This window comes from Serratia sp. CY83965 (genome assembly GCF_052166375.1).
GTDB classification, from domain to species: Bacteria; Pseudomonadota; Gammaproteobacteria; order Enterobacterales; family Enterobacteriaceae; genus Serratia; species Serratia marcescens.
The window spans coordinates 13,528-30,073 of the sequence record NZ_JBJNOV010000011.1 but is presented as its reverse complement, the minus strand read 5'-3'; the positions used below and the strand labels follow the sequence as shown (position 1 = coordinate 30,073).

The window sequence follows — 16,546 nt, the reverse complement described above, 5'->3', positions numbered from 1 at the left end:
GAGTGTTTGTTTGTATTTAAATCAGAAGGTTAGCCGTGAAACAGCACATTTCCCAAGCAATAAAAAACCGGCTTGGCGCGGCCTATCCGCTTGAATATGACAACGTTTATCACCGAAACGGCAGCGCTGTCATCTTTAAGGTCACTCATGAAAAAAGCCGGCGCTAAGGCCGGCTTTTGCAGTTTACCTGCGGCAAATTACTCTACGGTGACAGACTTCGCCAGGTTGCGCGGCTGGTCAACGTCGGTGCCTTTGATCAGCGCCACATGGTAAGACAGCAGCTGCAACGGCACGGTGTAGAAGATCGGAGCGACGATTTCCTCGACGTGCGGCAGAGGAATGATGGTCATGCCTTCGCTGCTGACGAAGCCGGCGTCCTGATCGGCGAACACGTACAGCTGGCCGCCGCGCGCGCGCACTTCTTCAATGTTGGACTTCAGCTTTTCCAGCAGTTCGTTGTTCGGCGCCACCACAATCACCGGCATATCGGCGTCGATCAGCGCCAGCGGGCCGTGTTTCAACTCGCCCGCCGCATAAGCTTCGGCGTGAATATAGGAGATCTCTTTCAGCTTCAGCGCCCCTTCCATGGCGATCGGATACTGATCGCCACGGCCGAGGAACAGCGCATGGTGCTTGTCGGAGAAGCCTTCCGCCAGCGCTTCGATATCTTTATCCATCGACAGCATCTGCTCGATACGCGCCGGTAACGCCTGCAGACCATGCACGATCTCGTGCTCCACGCTTTCCGCCATGCCTTTCAGACGGCCCAGGCGCGCCACCAGCATCAACAGCACGGTGAGCTGCGTGGTGAAGGCTTTGGTCGAGGCTACGCCGATTTCCGTGCCCGCTTTGGTCATCAACGCCAGATCGGATTCACGCACCAGCGAAGAGCCGGCAACGTTACAAACGGCCAGCGAACCGAGATAACCCAGTTCTTTGGACAGGCGCAGCGCCGCCAGAGTGTCGGCGGTTTCGCCGGACTGCGACAGAGTGATGATCAGGCTGCCCGGACGCACCGCCGATTTGCGGTAACGGAATTCGGACGCGATCTCGACATCGCACGGCACGCCGGCCAGCGCTTCGAACCAGTAACGCGCCACCATACCGGAGTGGTAAGAAGTGCCACAGGCGATAATCTGCACGTGCTGCACCTTGGCGAGCAGCTCGTCGGCGTGCGGCCCCAGCTCACTCAGGTTGATTTGGCCATGACTGAAACGCCCTTCCAGGGTGTTTTTCAGCGCCAGCGGCTGTTCGTAAATCTCTTTTTGCATGTAGTGGCGGTAAGCGCCCTTGTCGCCGGCGTCATACTGCACCTGGGACTCGATCTCAGGGCGCTCGATGGCGTTGCCCTGTTTGTCGAAAATGTTGACGGTGCGGCGAGTCACTTCCACCACGTCGCCCTCTTCCAGGAAGATGAAGCGGCGGGTGACCGGCAGCAGCGCCAGCTGATCGGAAGCGATGAAGTTTTCCCCAACGCCGCGGCCGATAACCAGCGGGCTGCCGGAACGCGCCGCGACCAGCACGCTCGGATCGCGGCTGTCCATCACCACGGTGCCATAAGCGCCGCGCAGCTGCGGGATCACGCGCTGAACCACTTCCAGCAGCGTACCGCCTTGCAGTTGTTCCCAGTGCACCAGGTGCGCAATCACTTCGGTATCGGTTTCAGAGCTGAAACGGTAACCGCGTTCAATCAGCAGTTCGCGCAGCGGCTCGTGGTTTTCGATGATGCCGTTATGCACCACGGTAATGTAGTCGGAAACATGCGGGTGCGCGTTCGCTTCGGTCGGTTCACCGTGCGTAGCCCAACGGGTGTGAGCGATGCCGGTACCGCCGTGCAGATCGGTTTGTTCCGCCGCTTCGGCCAGCTTTTGTACCTTGCCAACGCGACGCAGGCGACTGACGTTGCCTTTTTCATCGACCACCGCCAGACCGGCGGAGTCATAACCGCGGTACTCGAGACGACGTAAACCTTCCAACAGGATTTCTGCGATATCACGTTGCGCTACTGCGCCTACAATTCCACACATTCAGTTATATTCCTAATGAACGCCCTTCATGGGCGCTTTCGATGCCTTGACCTGATTTTTGCCGGTTTTTACCGTGCGCCCCCGAGCCTGTAGATGGTGGGGATTATTATGTTTTGTATTGGGCTCGTGAACGGAGCCCAACGCAAAACACACTATGACTTCTTCTTCACCGGACGTTGCCAGCCCTGAATGTGCACCTGCTTGACGCGGCTCAACACCAGTTCGTTCTCGGCGATATCACGCGTCACCGTGGTGCCGGCGGCGATGGTGGAGCCTTTGCCGACCGACACCGGCGCCACCAGCTGAGTATCGGAACCGACGAACACGCCGTCGCCGATCAGCGTCTTGTGCTTGTTGGCGCCATCGTAGTTGCAGGTGATGGTGCCGGCGCCGATATTCACGTCATCGCCGATTTCAGCATCGCCCAGGTAGCTGAGGTGACCGGCCTTGGAGCCTTTGCCCAGGCGCGCCTTTTTCATTTCCACGAAGTTGCCGACGTGAGCCCCTGCCGCCAGCTCCGCGCCTGGGCGCAAGCGGGCGAACGGCCCAACCGTGCAGTCTGCTTCCAGCACGCTGTCTTCCAGCACGCTGTAAGGGCTGATCTCGCAGTCATCACCGATCACGCAGTTTTTCAGCACGCAGCCGGCGCCGATTCTCACCCGATCGCCCAGCTTGACGTGACCTTCGATAATCACATTCGCATCAATAGTGATATCACGGCCGTGAACAAGTTCCCCGCGCAGATCGAAACGCGCCGGATCCAGCAGCATCACGCCGGCCAACAGCAGCTTTTCAGACTGTTCCGACTGGAATACGCGCTCCAGAGTCGCCAGCTGCAGACGGTTGTTCACACCTTCCACTTCACTTAAACGCGACGGGTGCACGGCTTCGATTTTCTTGCCGTCGGCATGGGCCAACGCAATGATATCGGTGATGTAAAACTCGCCCTGTGCGTTGTCGTTATTCAACATTCCCAGCCAGCGTTTCAGATCGCGCCCGTTCGCCACCAGGATGCCGGTATTGATCTCGTTGATCTGCCGCTGCGCTTCACTGGCGTCTTTATGCTCGACGATGCCCACCACGTCGCCGTTCTCACGCACGATGCGGCCATAGCCGCTCGGATCGTCCAGCTTGACCGTCAGCAGGCCGATGCCGCCCTGCGGTTTAGCCGCCAACAGGCGTTGCAGCGTATCGACGGAGATCAGCGGCACGTCGCCGTACAGCATCAGCACGTCTTCATCATCGGCAAAATGCGGCGCGGCCTGCTGCATTGCGTGACCGGTACCCAGTTGCTCGGCCTGCAGCACCCAGTTCAGCGCGCCGTCAGTCAACGTGCTTTTCAGCAAATCGCCGCCGTGGCCGTATACCAGGTGAACATGTTGCGCACCCAGCTTCATCGCGGCATCAATGACGTGTTGCACCATCGGCTTGCCGGCCAACGGGTGCAACACTTTGGGAAGATCGGAATACATGCGCGTACCCTTGCCTGCGGCGAGGATAACTACGCTCATTGCGCTGTTCGACATAAGCAACCTGATAACTCCATTTTGATAGACGAAAGTAAAACCGTTTAGCGACGATATTACTACATATTTCTCATCACGAACCCGGCGCAGGCCGCGCGGCGCGTGGTCTGTCACCACCATGCCCAATTCAGCTCCAGGGCAAAAAAACTGTCGGCGTTCGGCGACGTTTCTTGCCCGATATCAGGGGTTATACACCACTCTGCCAGCCGGGCCGAAATGCTTATTTTAAAGTAAAAAAAAAGCGACCCTATGGGCCGCTTTCTTAAAGTTGGGTGCAGAGCACCCAAACATTACATCGCTTTTCTGGTGAGCTCGATAACGCGCAGTTTTGCGATCGCTTTCGCCAGTTCAGCGGATGCCTGAGCATAGTCGACATCGCCATGAGAGCTGCGAATGTGTTCTTCAGCTTTACGCTTAGCTTCCAACGCTCTCGCTTCGTCGAGGTCAGTACCACGGATAGCAGTGTCCGCCAGCACGGTAACCACGCTCGGCTGCACCTCGAGGATGCCGCCGGACAGGTAGATGAACTCTTCTTCACCGTGCTGCTTAACAATACGCACCATGCCAGGCTTGATGGCAGTCAGCAGCGGCGCATGGCCAGGGAAGATCCCCAGTTCACCTTCGCTGCCTGTCACCTGGATCTTCTGCACCAGGCCGGAAAACATCTGTTTTTCCGCGCTGACTACATCCAGATGGTAAGTCATAGCCATATCACCCTCCTCTCAAGGCGTTACAGTTTCTTGGCTTTTTCCACTGCTTCTTCAATGGTGCCAACCATGTAGAACGCCTGCTCCGGCAGGTGGTCATAGTCGCCGTCCATAATGCCTTTGAAACCACGGATGGTGTCTTTCAGCGATACGAACTTGCCCGGAGAACCGGTGAAGACTTCTGCCACGAAGAACGGCTGAGACAGGAAGCGTTGGATCTTACGCGCACGGGATACGACCAGCTTGTCTTCTTCAGACAGCTCGTCCATACCCAGGATCGCGATGATATCTTTCAGTTCCTGGTAGCGTTGCAGAATGGACTGCACGCCACGCGCTACGTCGTAGTGCTCCTGGCCAACGACCAGCGGATCCAGCTGACGGCTGGTGGAATCCAGCGGGTCAACGGCCGGGTAGATACCCAGAGAAGCGATGTTACGGCTCAGTACCACGGTTGCGTCCAAGTGCGCAAAGGTGGTGGCTGGAGACGGGTCAGTCAAGTCATCCGCAGGAACGTAAACGGCCTGTACGGAAGTGATGGAACCGGTCTTGGTCGAGGTGATACGTTCTTGCAGAACGCCCATCTCTTCCGCCAGCGTTGGCTGATAACCTACCGCGGATGGCATACGGCCCAGAAGTGCGGACACTTCGGTACCGGCCAGGGTGTAACGGTAGATGTTGTCAACGAACAGCAGAACGTCACGGCCTTCGTCACGGAATTTCTCCGCCATGGTCAGACCGGTCAGCGCAACGCGCAGACGGTTACCTGGTGGCTCGTTCATCTGGCCGTAAACCAGGGATACTTTGTCCAGAACGTTGGAGTCGGTCATTTCGTGGTAGAAGTCGTTACCCTCACGAGTACGCTCGCCCACGCCCGCAAACACGGAATAACCGGAGTGCTCGATCGCGATGTTACGGATCAGCTCCATCATGTTTACGGTTTTACCTACGCCCGCACCGCCGAACAGACCGACTTTACCGCCCTTGGCGAACGGACAAATCAGGTCCATTACCTTGATACCGGTTTCCAGCAGTTCCTGGGAGCTGGACAGCTCTTCGTAGCTTGGCGCCGCGCGGTGAATCGCCCAACGCTCTTCTTCGCCGATGTCGCCTTTCATGTCGATCGGTTGACCCAATACGTTCATGATACGACCCAGGGTAGCTTTACCCACCGGCACTTCAATCGGGTGGTCCAGGTTGTTCACTTTCAGACCGCGACGCAGACCGTCGGAGGTCCCCATTGCGATACAGCGAACCACGCCACCGCCCAGCTGTTGCTGAACTTCCAACACCAGTTTTTCGGTGCCGTTTTCTACCTCAAGGGCGTCGTACACTTTCGGTACGGCATCCTGAGGGAACTCGACGTCCACCACGGCGCCGATTACCTGGATAATCTTTCCAGTAGCCATCTTGAATCCTCTACGTAATTCGTAAACCTAGCTTAAACCGCGGAGGCTCCCGAAACGATCTCGGTGAGTTCCTGAGTGATGCTGGCCTGACGCGCCTTGTTGTATACCAACTGCAGCTCTTTGATCAGGCTACCGCCGTTATCGGTTGCGGCTTTCATCGCGACCATTCGTGCGGCCTGCTCGCTGGCCAGGTTTTCCACGACGCCCTGATAAACCTGCGACTCCACATAGCGGCGCAGCAAGGTATCAAGCAGCACTTTTGGATCGGGTTCATACAGGTAATCCCAAGGCGTTTTCTTCAGCTCTTCGTCATCGGCTGGCGGTAACGGCAGCAGCTGAAGCACTTGCGGCTCTTGGGACATCGTATTAACAAATTTGTTGCTGACAATGTACAGCTTGTCCAAACGACCTTCGTCGTAGGCCTGCAGCATCACTTTCACCGGCCCGATCAGATCCGACAGGGAAGGTTTGTCCCCCATGCCGGTCACCTGGGCAACCACGTTGCCGCCCACGGAACCAAAGAAAGAGGCCGCTTTAGAGCCAATCAGCGCCAAGTCGGTTTCGACGCCTTTTTCGGACCAGGCTTTCATCTCCGCCAGCAGCTTTTTGAACAGGTTGATGTTCAAGCCGCCGCAGAGACCACGGTCAGTAGACACCACCAGATACCCGACGCGCTTAACGTCACGCTCATCCAGGTACGGGTGCTTGTACTCCAGATTCCCTAACGCAAGGTGACCAATCACTTTGCGCATGGTCTCTGCATAAGGACGGCTGGCCGCCATGCGATCCTGCGATTTACGCATTTTGGAGGCGGCGACCATTTCCATCGCTTTAGTGATCTTTTGCGTGTTTTGCACGCTAGCGATCTTACTACGTATCTCTTTTGCGCCGGCCATCTCTGCTTCTCCTCAGTGCCAGACGGCCTGCTGTCTTTCAACAGCAGGACCGTTCGGCGTTACCAGGACTGGGTTTTCTTGAAGGTCTCGAGGACGTCTTTCAACTTGCCCTCGATCTCATCATTGAAGTTGCCAGTTTGGTTGATGTGGTTCAGCAGTTCGGCGTGCTCGCGATCCGCATAGGCTACCAGCGCGGCTTCGAAGCTCACCACTTTGGCGACTTCGACGTCGTTCAGGTAACCGCGTTCTGCGGCAAACAGCACCAGAGACTGTTGTGCAACCGACATCGGCGCATACTGTTTCTGTTTCAGCAGCTCGGTCACTTTCTGACCGTGGCTCAGCTGTTTGCGGGTCGCGTCGTCCAGATCGGAGGCGAACTGGGAGAACGCAGCCAATTCACGATACTGCGCCAGCGCGGTACGGATACCGCCGGACAGTTTCTTCATGATCTTGGTCTGCGCGGCGCCACCAACACGGGATACGGAGATACCCGGGTTAACTGCCGGACGAATACCGGAGTTGAACAGGTTGGATTCCAGGAAGATCTGACCATCGGTAATCGAGATTACGTTGGTCGGAACGAACGCGGAAACGTCACCCGCCTGGGTTTCAATGATCGGCAGAGCGGTCAGTGAACCGGTTTGGCCTTTAACTTCACCTTTGGTGAAGGCTTCAACGTATTCGGCGTTGACGCGCGCTGCGCGCTCCAGCAAGCGGGAGTGCAGGTAGAATACGTCGCCTGGGTAAGCTTCACGACCTGGCGGACGACGAAGCAGCAGGGAAATCTGGCGGTAAGCAACGGCCTGTTTGGACAGGTCATCGTACACGATCAGCGCGTCTTCACCGCGGTCACGGAAGTATTCGCCCATTGCGCAACCGGCGTATGGCGCCAGGTATTGCAGTGCGGCGGATTCGGAAGCGGTCGCCACCACCACGATGGTGTTGGCCAGTGCGCCGTGCTCTTCCAGTTTGCGCACCACGTTAGCGATGGTGGACGCTTTCTGGCCGATAGCCACGTAAACGCATTTGATGCCGGAGTCGCGTTGGTTGATGATCGCATCGATCGCCAGCGCGGTTTTACCGGTCTGACGGTCACCGATCACCAGCTCACGCTGGCCACGGCCGATTGGAATCATGGCGTCAACGGATTTGTAGCCAGTCTGAACCGGCTGATCAACGGACTGACGCTCGATAACGCCTGGCGCGATAGCTTCTACCGGAGAGAAGCCGTCGTTCTCAATCGGGCCTTTGCCGTCGATTGGCGCGCCCAGGGTGTTAACTACGCGGCCCAGCAGACCACGACCGACTGGAACTTCCAGGATACGGCCGGTGCATTTAACCTTCATGCCTTCGGCCAGATCCGCGTACGGACCCATGACCACGGCACCGACGGAGTCGCGCTCCAGGTTCAATGCGATTGCGTAACGGTTGCCAGGCAGCGCGATCATTTCGCCCTGCATAACTTCGGCCAGGCCGTGTACGCGGATGATCCCGTCGCTGACGGAAACGATAGTACCTTCATTGTGAGCTTCGCTCACTACATTGAACTGAGCAATGCGCTGCTTGATCAGTTCGCTGATTTCGGTGGAATTCAGTTGCATGCTCCAGTCCCCTTAAGACTGCAAGACGTCTGTCAGGCGTTCAAGACGACCGCGAACGCTGCCATCAATCACCATATCGCCGGCGCGAACAACGATGCCGGCCAGTACAGACTTGTCAATTTTGCAATTCAGCTTAACTTTGCGTGACAGACGTTTTTCCATCGCAGCGGCGATTTTCGCCTGCTGTTCGTCGTTCAGCGCGCTCGCAGAGAGCACTTCGACTTCGACGGTGGATTCCAGCGAGGCGCGCAGTTCGATGAACTGCTGCAGCACGGCAGGAAGAACCAGTAAACGTCCATTTTCGGCCATTACACGGATAAAGTTCTGGCCATGTTCGTCGAGCCGATCGCCACAAACCGCGATGAACGTCTTGGACAGCGTTTCTGGCGCAACCGCGCCAGACAGCAGTTCAGAAATCTGTTCATTGCGAGTGACTTCAGCCGCAAACGCCAGCATGTCCTGCCAGCGCTCTACGCTTTGGTGCTCAACGGCAAAGTCAAAAGCTGCTTTGGCGTAGGGGCGAGCTACAGTTACAAATTCAGACATCAGCCCCTCCCTCCTTACAGTTCAGCGACCAGTTTATCAACGATGTCGCTGTTAGCAGCTTCATCCACGGAACGTTCGATGATCTTCTCGGCGCCGGCAATTGCCAGCATCGCGACTTGCTTACGCAACTCTTCACGAGCGCGCTTACGTTCGGCTTCGATCTCAGCCTGAGCCTGCGCCACGATTTTGTTACGTTCCTGCTCGGCTTCGGCTTTCGCTTCATCCATGATCTGAGCTTTGCGTTTGTTCGCTTGCTCGATGATCACCTGAGCTTCTGCTTTGGCAGTTTTCAGCTGGTCGGTCGCATTGGCTTGCGCTAAGTCCAGATCTTTTTTGGCACGCTCTGCAGAAGCGAGGCCGTCAGCGATTTCTTTCTGACGTTTCTCGATGGCAGCCATGATCGGCGGCCATACGTACTTCATGCAGAACCAGACAAACAGAACGAACGCGATGGCCTGGCCGAGGATTGTTGCGTTAAGATTCACAGCACAATGCCTCTTTAAAAGTTAATAGTTTGGTTACGTCGTAGAGGGTTGCTCTACTTACGCGACGGCGAACATCACGTACAGACCCAGACCTACAGCGATCATCGGGATGGCGTCGACCAGACCCATAACGATAAAGAACTGTGTACGCAGCAGAGGAATCAGGTCAGGCTGACGAGCAGCGCCTTCCAAGAATTTACCACCCAGGATGCCGATACCGATCGCAGCACCGATTGCCGCTAAACCCATCATCACAGCGGCAGCCATGTACAGCAGATCCATACTCAGGTTTTCCATGACAGTCTCCAGTTTGTTTCAGTTTAAAAGTGCAAGTGTTTTAAGAAAATCAGTGCTCTTCAGACGCCATCGACAGATAGACGATCGTCAGAACCATGAAAATAAAGGCTTGAAGCGTAATGATCAGGATGTGGAAGATAGCCCAAGGCAAGCTCAGGACCCACTGTGACCACCACGGCAACAGGCCGGCAATCAGGATGAAGATCAACTCACCCGCATACATGTTGCCGAACAGTCGCAGACCCAGTGAAACAGGTTTGGACAGCAGGCTGACACCTTCAAGAATCAGGTTGATAGGAATGAATACAGGGTGGTTGAACGGCTGCATGGTCAACTCTTTAACAAACCCGCCAACGCCTTTCATTTTGATGCTATAGAACAGAATCAGGATAAACACGCCCAGCGCCATCGACAGCGTGACGTTCACATCGGCGGTAGGCACGACGCGCAGCGCAGGCAGGCCGAGGATGTGTTCGCCAACGTAAGGCAGGAAGTCGATGGGCAGCAGGTCCATCAAGTTCATCAGGAACACCCAGACGAACACGGTCAGCGCCAGCGGCGCAATCACCTTGCTCTTGCCGTGGTACATGTCGCGCACGCTGCTGTCGACGAAACCGACCACCAGCTCCACGGCGGTTTGCAGTTTACCCGGCACGCCGCTGGTGGCGTTTTTGGCCACTTTGCGGAAGATCACCAGGAAAAGCGCCCCGAGGACGACGGAGAAAAACATCGAGTCGATGTTGATCGACCAGAACCCAGTCCCGACCTGAAGCTGCGTCAGGTGGTGACCGATATACTCCTGTGGAGTCAAGACTTCTCCTGCAGACATGATGCCTCTTACCCTTATTTAGTTAAGTTCGGTAACTGTTAATCACGGCCGGTGCCACTATCTGCACCACTAACACCGCTAAATAGGTCAGGCCAAGCGGTATAAACTCCGCCTTGAACACCCCCAGCGCCACGATCAGCAAAACGATGGTGATCACGACCTTTAGCCCCTCGCCGATGGCGAACGACCAGGCAACCCTACCGGGCGCCGGCGTTTGCGCCTGATGGCGCAAGGCAAACAGCATAAACATTGCACTCGGCAACCAGGCGGCGAGACCACCTGCCAGCGCCGAAGCGCTCCATTCCGGGCTTTTCAGCCAGAAAGCAACGCTGATCAGAACAAAAGTCATTAACTGCAAAAACAGCAGTTTGCGTGCGACTTTCCCGCTGTAAAGGGACACAGACATGACGTTTGTTCTCTCCGTACCCCAGAGGGGGTATGCTGAGTGACGTATACAACTGTTTTTGCTGTCCTGAGTCAAGCAGCAAAAAACGAGCAAATTATACGGGGCATACCAACGAATTCAATCGATAAGTAGCGAAAAGGTGAACAATTATTTAAATTTCCCTATTCCAGCCTATTTTCACAAGAAAACGGTCGGAATAATAGGGCGCATTTAATTGTCTGATTATTCCAGCGTTGCGTTTAGAAACGCGAAGCCGATCACAGTAATGTCCCTTCCTGATTTATAGCCGATGGTCAACCAAACCGTCTTTAGCAATTTGAGCGATCAAAAAATTATATAAATCAAAACATTACCAGTTAACTGTTCAAAAACAATCCGTATACCCGATGAAAACCTTTTATTGACAAGCAGCGGGGCAATATTCCAACAGCCAATTAACATTAGCAGCAAACGCCAATCTTTCGCACATGATTGCTAACGTGACTATTTCCAAATGCAATTACTCTATTGTCGCTAATTAGCCGCGTTTTTTGTGTTAATAGAAAGTAAATTAACTAAAAAAAGCGACCAACTAATTAGCCTGCTTACCTTTCTGCTTGATACGACCTTTAATTCACGCTTGTTTGATCAAAAGCAAACTCAGTTTGCCTTAAGAATCACCAGATGACGTTCGCCTTCCAGTTCAGGCACCTGCAGCCGCACGATGGACTCCAGGCTAACGCCAGCCGGCAGCTGCGTCAGTTCTTCATCCGGACGCACGCCTTTCAACGCGTAAAAACGCCCCTGCCCTTTCGCCGGCAGGTGATGGCACCAGGACAGCATATCCTGCAGCGAAGCGAATGCCCGGCTGATCACGCCATCGAACGGCGGCTCGGCCGGAAACGCTTCGACGCGGCTCTGCACCGGCTCGATATTGTTCAGGCCCAGCTCATGCTGCACCTGACGCAGAAAACGCACGCGCTTGCCCAGGCTGTCGAGCAGCGTGAAATGCGCGTCCGGGCGCACGATCGCCAGCGGAATGCCCGGTAAACCGGGGCCGGTGCCGACATCGATAAAACGCGAGCCCTGCAGATGCGGATTGACCACAATGCTGTCGAGGATGTGGCGCACCAGCATTTGTTGCGGATCGCGCACCGACGTGAGGTTATAAGCCTTGTTCCACTTATCCAGCATGCCGACATAGCCCAGCAGCTGCTGTTTCTGCTGATCGGGCAGCTCAATGCCTGCTGCCGCGAGCAGCGAGTCTAATTTTTTTTGCACAACGGATCCTCTGGCAGGCGCTGAACGACCAGCGGATGGTTAGCTGGCGCAATGAGGCGACTATGATAATTCAGGGCGCAAGTGATGTCAGCGGCCGTTTGGCTACGGGTTGAGCAAACGGCCGCCTGGATGCGGGATTTATGCGCTGCGGCGCAGCAGTCCCTGCTTTTTCAGCCAGATCAGCAAAATCGAGATCGCCGCTGGCGTAATGCCGGAGATGCGCGAAGCCTGGCCGATGGAGTTCGGTTTGTGATCGTTCAGCTTGGCGATCACTTCGTTCGACAGTCCCGAAACCTGACGGTAGTCAAGATCCAGCGGCAGCACGGTATTCTCGTTGCGCTGCTGTTTTTCGATCTCTTCCTGTTGGCGAGCGATGTAGCCTTCGTATTTGACCTGGATCTCGACCTGCTCGGCGGCTTGGACGTCGTCCAGCGGCGGCGCGAAGGCGTCGGTGCCGGTCAACTGCGCGTAATCCATCTCCGGGCGACGCAGCAGTTCTTCGCCGTTCGCTTCACGCGACAGCGGCGCTTTCAGCAGCACATTGACCTGTTCGACGTTCTCGGCGTGCGGATGCATCCAGATGTCGCGCAGGCGCTGACGTTCGCGTTCGATTCGCTCCAGCTTCTCGCTGTAACGCGCCCAACGCACGTCGTCCACCAGGCCCAGCTCGCGGCCTTTTTCCGTCAGGCGGAGATCGGCGTTGTCTTCGCGCAGCATCAGACGATACTCGGCGCGAGAGGTAAACATGCGGTACGGCTCTTTGGTACCAAGGGTGCTGAGATCGTCCACCAGCACGCCGAGGTAGGCCTGATCGCGACGTGGCGCCCAGCCCTCTTGTTCATCGGCGAAACGCCCGGCATTCAGACCGGCCAGCAAGCCCTGCGCGGCGGCTTCTTCATACCCGGTGGTGCCGTTGATCTGGCCGGCGAAGAACAGGCCCTGAATGAATTTGCTTTCCAGCGTAGGTTTCAGATCGCGCGGATCGAAGAAATCGTACTCGATGGCATAACCAGGGCGAATAATACGCGCGTTCTGCATTCCTTCCATCGAACGGACGATCTGCATCTGCACATCGAAAGGCAAGCTGGTGGAAATCCCGTTAGGGTAAATCTCGTTGCTGGTCAGCCCTTCCGGCTCAAGGAAGATCTGGTGCGCGTTGCGATCGGCAAAACGCATGACCTTGTCTTCGATCGACGGGCAGTAACGTGGGCCGATCCCTTCGATGATCCCGGCATACATCGGGCTGCGATCGAGGTTATTGCGGATCACGTCATGGGTTTTTTCATTGGTGTGGGTGATGTAGCACGCCATTTGTTCCGGGTGCTGGCTGGCATCGCCCAGGAAAGAGAATACCGGCACCGGCGTATCACCGTGTTGCGGCGCCAGTACGCTGAAATCGATAGTGCGGGCGTCGATGCGCGGCGGCGTACCGGTTTTCAAGCGGTTAACGCGCAGCGGCAGTTCACGCAAACGCTGCGACAGCGAGATCGAAGGAGGATCCCCGGCGCGGCCGCCGCTGTAATTCTCCAAGCCGATATGGATCTTGCCGTCCAGGAAGGTGCCTACGGTCAATACCACCGCCTTGGCGCGGAATTTCAGGCCCATTTGGGTGACGGCGCCGACTACGCGATCGTTTTCGACGATCAGATCCTCAACCGGCTGTTGGAAGATCATCAGGTTGGGCTGGTTCTCCAACGCGGTACGGATCGCCTGGCGATACAAGACGCGATCCGCCTGAGCGCGAGTGGCGCGAACGGCAGGGCCTTTGCTGGCGTTTAGTATCCTAAACTGGATGCCGGCATGGTCGATCGCCGTCGCCATCAAGCCGCCGAGCGCATCAATTTCCTTAACCAGATGCCCTTTACCAATACCGCCAATCGCCGGGTTACAGGACATCTGTCCCAGCGTATCGATATTGTGTGTCAATAATAAAGTCTGACGTCCCATGCGCGCCGCGGCCATGGCGGCCTCGGTACCTGCATGGCCACCACCGATGATGATGACGTCAAATTGATCTGGATAAAACATGGAACTGCACCTCGCCGTATTGCGAACGATCGTATTTGCCCTGGGGTCGGGGATTCTACTCAAGTTTAGACGATCGACCAAGTGGTCCGGATCGTCGGTAATTAAAAGAAGATCTTTTTTATTTAAAGATCTCTTTATTAGATCTCTTATTAGGATCGCGATCCTCTGTGGATAAGTGACTATTCACGATGAAGATCAGCAGATTAAGGAGGATCGTTTGCTGTGAATGATCGGTGATCCCGACGCAGATAAGCTGGGATCTAAAAGGCTTGTTATGCACAGGACAAAAAGCGCTCTACGGTTGTTATTGGGATAACTACGGCTTTTACCCTGCTTTTAAGCTTAGTTATCCACAATCGTTCGCGCGATCTTTAGACGAATTAGAGTAAATTAATCCAGTTTTTTACCCATTCCTCGGCCGGATCCTCGGGAATTTCATGCTCGGTCACGTCGATCTCGAGACGATCGCCGATCCTTTTAGCGCCTCTGGCGATCAACAGATCGTCGATCTGTTTGATCGCGCCGCAGAAGGTGTCGTATTCCGAACTGCCCAAACCGACGGCGCCGAACTGCACCTCGGAAAGATCCGGCTGCTGCTCAGCGATCTGTTCCAGCAGCGGTTGAAGGTTATCCGGCAGTTCGCCGGCGCCGTGCGTGGAAGAGACCACCAGCCAGCGGCCGGTCAACGGCAGTTCATCCAGTTCAGGGCCGTGCAGCATCTCGGTAGAGAAACCCGCGTCTTCCAGCTTTTCAGCCAAATGTTCAGCCACGTATTCGGCACTGCCAAGCGTACTGCCACTGATCAGAGTAATGTCTGCCATGAACCAACGATCCCAACCTTCTCACTCAAAGTGGCTGCATTGTACGCTGTGAATCGGCTGGGATCTACCTGTGGATAATGTGGGTATGCAATTTGGCGGGTTACGGCACGATGGTGCGCATAATGGGGTTCTGCAGCGAGATCAGCGTTTCGGTAGACTGAATCTCGTCGATGGTCTGGATCTTGTTGATAAGTACCTGTTGCAACGCGTCGATCGATCGGCACATTACCTTAATAAAGACGCTGTAGTGGCCGGTGGTGTAATAGGCTTCCACCACTTCTTCCAGGCTTTCCAGCTTCTTCAGCGCCGAAGGGTAATCCTTGGCGCTCTTTAAGATGATGCCGATAAAGCAGCACACGTCGTAGCCCAGCTGTTTGGGGCTGACGTCGATGCGCGCGCCGGTGATGATCCCGGCCTGCTTCATCTTCTCCACCCGCACATGAATAGTGCCGGGGCTGACGGCGAAGTTTTTCGCCAGTTCGGCGTACGGTGTGCGCGCATTGTCCATCAGGGCGTTGAGAATGCCGCGATCGAGATTATCGATCTGATAAATTTCCGCCATTTAATCCCCCATTAATTAACGATTGTTGAATTCTGTCCGGGTAAAAATGAACGATTAAAAGTGAAAAGGCAATATTGATTAATGGATATTGAATAGTAGTGTCATTTTGTTGCTTAATCGATGGCAACAGAGACAGGTTTACAAGAGATACGGCAATGAAAAAACAGTTTATCCAAAAACAACAACAAATCAGCCAGGTCAAATCCTTCTTCTCCCGCCAGCTGGAGCAACAGCTCGGTCTGATCGAAGTGCAGGCCCCGATCCTTAGCCGCCTGGGCGACGGCACGCAGGATAACCTTTCCGGCAGCGAGAAAGCGGTGCAGGTCAAAGTCAAAACCTTGCCGGACGCCACCTTCGAAGTGGTGCATTCGCTGGCGAAATGGAAACGCAAAACCCTGGGCAGCTACGATTTCGGTGCCGGCGAAGGCCTGTATACCCATATGAAGGCGCTGCGCCCGGATGAAGACCGTCTGACGCCAATCCACTCGGTGTACGTCGATCAGTGGGACTGGGAGCGGGTGATGGGCGACGGTGAGCGCAGCCTGGACTACCTGAAAAACACCGTGCGCAGCATTTACGCTGCGATCAAGGCGACGGAGGCGGAAGTCAGCCGTGAGCATGGCCTGACCCCATTCCTGCCGGAACAGATCCACTTCGTGCACAGCGAAACCCTGCTGCAGCGCTATCCGGATCTGGACGCCAAAGGGCGTGAACGAGCGATTGCCAAAGAATTGGGCGCGGTGTTCCTGATCGGCATCGGTGGCAAGCTGTCGCACGGCAAATCGCACGATGTGCGTGCGCCGGATTATGATGACTGGACTACGCCGACGGCGGATGGACTGGCGGGCCTGAACGGCGATATCGTGGTGTGGAACCCGGTGCTGCAGGACGCTTTCGAGCTGTCTTCCATGGGCATTCGCGTCGACGCCGCGGCGCTGAAACATCAGCTGGCGCTGACCGGCGACGAAGAGCGCATGAAGCTGGAATGGCACCAGTCGCTGCTGCGCGGCGATATGCCGCAGACCATCGGCGGCGGCATCGGTCAGTCGCGTTTGGTGATGCTGCTGTTGCAGCTGTCGCATATCGGCCAGGTGCAGTGCGGTGTGTGGTCGCCGGAAGTGCGCGACGCGGTCGAAGGCCTGCTCTAAC

Annotated in this window: 16 protein-coding genes; 1 reads left to right on the top strand and 15 read right to left on the bottom strand. The window is 55.8% G+C overall.

The features are described from left to right. Positions 1 to 197: 197 nt before the first annotated feature. From glmS to asnC, 15 genes are all read right to left on the bottom strand, one after another. A complete protein-coding gene (glmS, locus tag ACJ8PL_RS19885) occupies positions 198 to 2,027 on the bottom strand; it encodes a glutamine--fructose-6-phosphate transaminase (isomerizing) (RefSeq protein WP_097103044.1) in 1,830 nt (609 codons plus the stop codon). Positions 2,028 to 2,179: 152 nt separating this feature from the next. Continuing rightward, positions 2,180 to 3,553 (bottom strand): bifunctional UDP-N-acetylglucosamine diphosphorylase/glucosamine-1-phosphate N-acetyltransferase GlmU, encoded by a 1,374-nt coding sequence (gene glmU / locus ACJ8PL_RS19880; RefSeq protein ID WP_033634231.1) that lies wholly within the window; start codon positions 3,551 to 3,553, stop codon positions 2,180 to 2,182. Positions 3,554 to 3,843: 290 nt separating this feature from the next. After that, positions 3,844 to 4,263, bottom strand: coding sequence for a F0F1 ATP synthase subunit epsilon (locus ACJ8PL_RS19875; RefSeq protein WP_004933814.1), 420 nt, complete (start codon positions 4,261 to 4,263; stop codon positions 3,844 to 3,846). A 20-nt stretch (positions 4,264 to 4,283) separates the two neighbouring features. Continuing rightward, entirely contained in the window at positions 4,284 to 5,666 is a 1,383-nt protein-coding gene (gene atpD, locus ACJ8PL_RS19870) for a F0F1 ATP synthase subunit beta (protein WP_004933813.1), read from the bottom strand. 32 nt (positions 5,667 to 5,698) lie between these two features. Beyond that, positions 5,699 to 6,562 carry a F0F1 ATP synthase subunit gamma gene (gene atpG, locus ACJ8PL_RS19865; RefSeq protein ID WP_004933811.1) on the bottom strand — a complete coding sequence of 288 codons (864 nt, stop codon included), beginning with the start codon at positions 6,560 to 6,562 and terminating at the stop codon, positions 5,699 to 5,701. 59 nt (positions 6,563 to 6,621) lie between these two features. Then, positions 6,622 to 8,163, bottom strand: a complete 1,542-nt coding sequence (gene atpA, locus ACJ8PL_RS19860) for a F0F1 ATP synthase subunit alpha (protein WP_016929618.1) — start codon at positions 8,161 to 8,163, stop codon at positions 6,622 to 6,624. A gap of 12 nt (positions 8,164 to 8,175) precedes the next feature. Continuing rightward, positions 8,176 to 8,709 carry a F0F1 ATP synthase subunit delta gene (gene atpH, locus ACJ8PL_RS19855; RefSeq protein WP_015376133.1) on the bottom strand — a complete coding sequence of 178 codons (534 nt, stop codon included), beginning with the start codon at positions 8,707 to 8,709 and terminating at the stop codon, positions 8,176 to 8,178. Positions 8,710 to 8,723: 14 nt separating this feature from the next. Continuing rightward, positions 8,724 to 9,194 carry a F0F1 ATP synthase subunit B gene (gene atpF / locus ACJ8PL_RS19850; RefSeq protein ID WP_004933804.1) on the bottom strand — a complete coding sequence of 157 codons (471 nt, stop codon included), beginning with the start codon at positions 9,192 to 9,194 and terminating at the stop codon, positions 8,724 to 8,726. A gap of 57 nt (positions 9,195 to 9,251) precedes the next feature. Further along, complete coding sequence (gene atpE / locus ACJ8PL_RS19845; protein WP_004093904.1) at positions 9,252 to 9,491, bottom strand: F0F1 ATP synthase subunit C; 240 nt, start codon at positions 9,489 to 9,491, stop codon at positions 9,252 to 9,254. 49 nt (positions 9,492 to 9,540) lie between these two features. Next, positions 9,541 to 10,320 carry a F0F1 ATP synthase subunit A gene (gene atpB, locus ACJ8PL_RS19840; RefSeq protein WP_015376132.1) on the bottom strand — a complete coding sequence of 260 codons (780 nt, stop codon included), beginning with the start codon at positions 10,318 to 10,320 and terminating at the stop codon, positions 9,541 to 9,543. 22 nt (positions 10,321 to 10,342) lie between these two features. Next, entirely contained in the window at positions 10,343 to 10,726 is a 384-nt protein-coding gene (gene atpI / locus ACJ8PL_RS19835; RefSeq protein WP_004933796.1) for a F0F1 ATP synthase subunit I, read from the bottom strand. 639 nt (positions 10,727 to 11,365) lie between these two features. Further along, entirely contained in the window at positions 11,366 to 11,986 is a 621-nt protein-coding gene (gene rsmG / locus ACJ8PL_RS19830) for a 16S rRNA (guanine(527)-N(7))-methyltransferase RsmG (protein WP_015379471.1), read from the bottom strand. Positions 11,987 to 12,124: 138 nt separating this feature from the next. Then, the gene (gene mnmG / locus ACJ8PL_RS19825) at positions 12,125 to 14,014 is read right to left on the bottom strand and encodes a tRNA uridine-5-carboxymethylaminomethyl(34) synthesis enzyme MnmG (RefSeq protein ID WP_033639108.1); all 1,890 of its coding nucleotides are present in this window, start codon (positions 14,012 to 14,014) and stop codon (positions 12,125 to 12,127) included. Positions 14,015 to 14,394: 380 nt separating this feature from the next. Beyond that, positions 14,395 to 14,835, bottom strand: a complete 441-nt coding sequence (mioC, locus tag ACJ8PL_RS19820) for an FMN-binding protein MioC (RefSeq protein WP_016929621.1) — start codon at positions 14,833 to 14,835, stop codon at positions 14,395 to 14,397. Positions 14,836 to 14,935: 100 nt separating this feature from the next. Further along, on the bottom strand, positions 14,936 to 15,397 hold the full coding sequence (gene asnC, locus ACJ8PL_RS19815) for a transcriptional regulator AsnC (RefSeq protein ID WP_004933786.1): 462 nt from the start codon (positions 15,395 to 15,397) through the stop codon (positions 14,936 to 14,938). A gap of 155 nt (positions 15,398 to 15,552) precedes the next feature. On the opposite strand from asnC, the gene asnA reads away from it, so the two are divergent. Beyond that, positions 15,553 to 16,545: an aspartate--ammonia ligase gene (asnA, locus tag ACJ8PL_RS19810; RefSeq protein ID WP_442531338.1), complete on the top strand. Its 993-nt coding sequence runs from the start codon at positions 15,553 to 15,555 to the stop codon at positions 16,543 to 16,545. Position 16,546 lies beyond the last annotated feature (1 nt).

What these genes read in the sequence shown, in the direction of transcription:
- mnmG (WP_033639108.1), bottom strand. Translation starts at nt 14,014, where the DNA reads ATGTTTTATCCAGATCAATTTGACGTCATCATCATCGGTGGTGGCCAT.
- atpA (WP_016929618.1), bottom strand. Translation starts at nt 8,163, where the DNA reads ATGCAACTGAATTCCACCGAAATCAGCGAACTGATCAAGCAGCGCATT.
- ACJ8PL_RS19875 (WP_004933814.1), bottom strand. Translation starts at nt 4,263, where the DNA reads ATGGCTATGACTTACCATCTGGATGTAGTCAGCGCGGAAAAACAGATG.
- glmS (WP_097103044.1), bottom strand. Translation starts at nt 2,027, where the DNA reads ATGTGTGGAATTGTAGGCGCAGTAGCGCAACGTGATATCGCAGAAATC.
- atpD (WP_004933813.1), bottom strand. Translation starts at nt 5,666, where the DNA reads ATGGCTACTGGAAAGATTATCCAGGTAATCGGCGCCGTGGTGGACGTC.
- atpH (WP_015376133.1), bottom strand. Translation starts at nt 8,709, where the DNA reads ATGTCTGAATTTGTAACTGTAGCTCGCCCCTACGCCAAAGCAGCTTTT.
- atpI (WP_004933796.1), bottom strand. Translation starts at nt 10,726, where the DNA reads ATGTCTGTGTCCCTTTACAGCGGGAAAGTCGCACGCAAACTGCTGTTT.
- asnA (WP_442531338.1), top strand. Translation starts at nt 15,553, where the DNA reads ATGAAAAAACAGTTTATCCAAAAACAACAACAAATCAGCCAGGTCAAA.
- glmU (WP_033634231.1), bottom strand. Translation starts at nt 3,553, where the DNA reads ATGTCGAACAGCGCAATGAGCGTAGTTATCCTCGCCGCAGGCAAGGGT.
- atpB (WP_015376132.1), bottom strand. Translation starts at nt 10,320, where the DNA reads ATGTCTGCAGGAGAAGTCTTGACTCCACAGGAGTATATCGGTCACCAC.
- atpG (WP_004933811.1), bottom strand. Translation starts at nt 6,562, where the DNA reads ATGGCCGGCGCAAAAGAGATACGTAGTAAGATCGCTAGCGTGCAAAAC.
- mioC (WP_016929621.1), bottom strand. Translation starts at nt 14,835, where the DNA reads ATGGCAGACATTACTCTGATCAGTGGCAGTACGCTTGGCAGTGCCGAA.
- atpE (WP_004093904.1), bottom strand. Translation starts at nt 9,491, where the DNA reads ATGGAAAACCTGAGTATGGATCTGCTGTACATGGCTGCCGCTGTGATG.
- asnC (WP_004933786.1), bottom strand. Translation starts at nt 15,397, where the DNA reads ATGGCGGAAATTTATCAGATCGATAATCTCGATCGCGGCATTCTCAAC.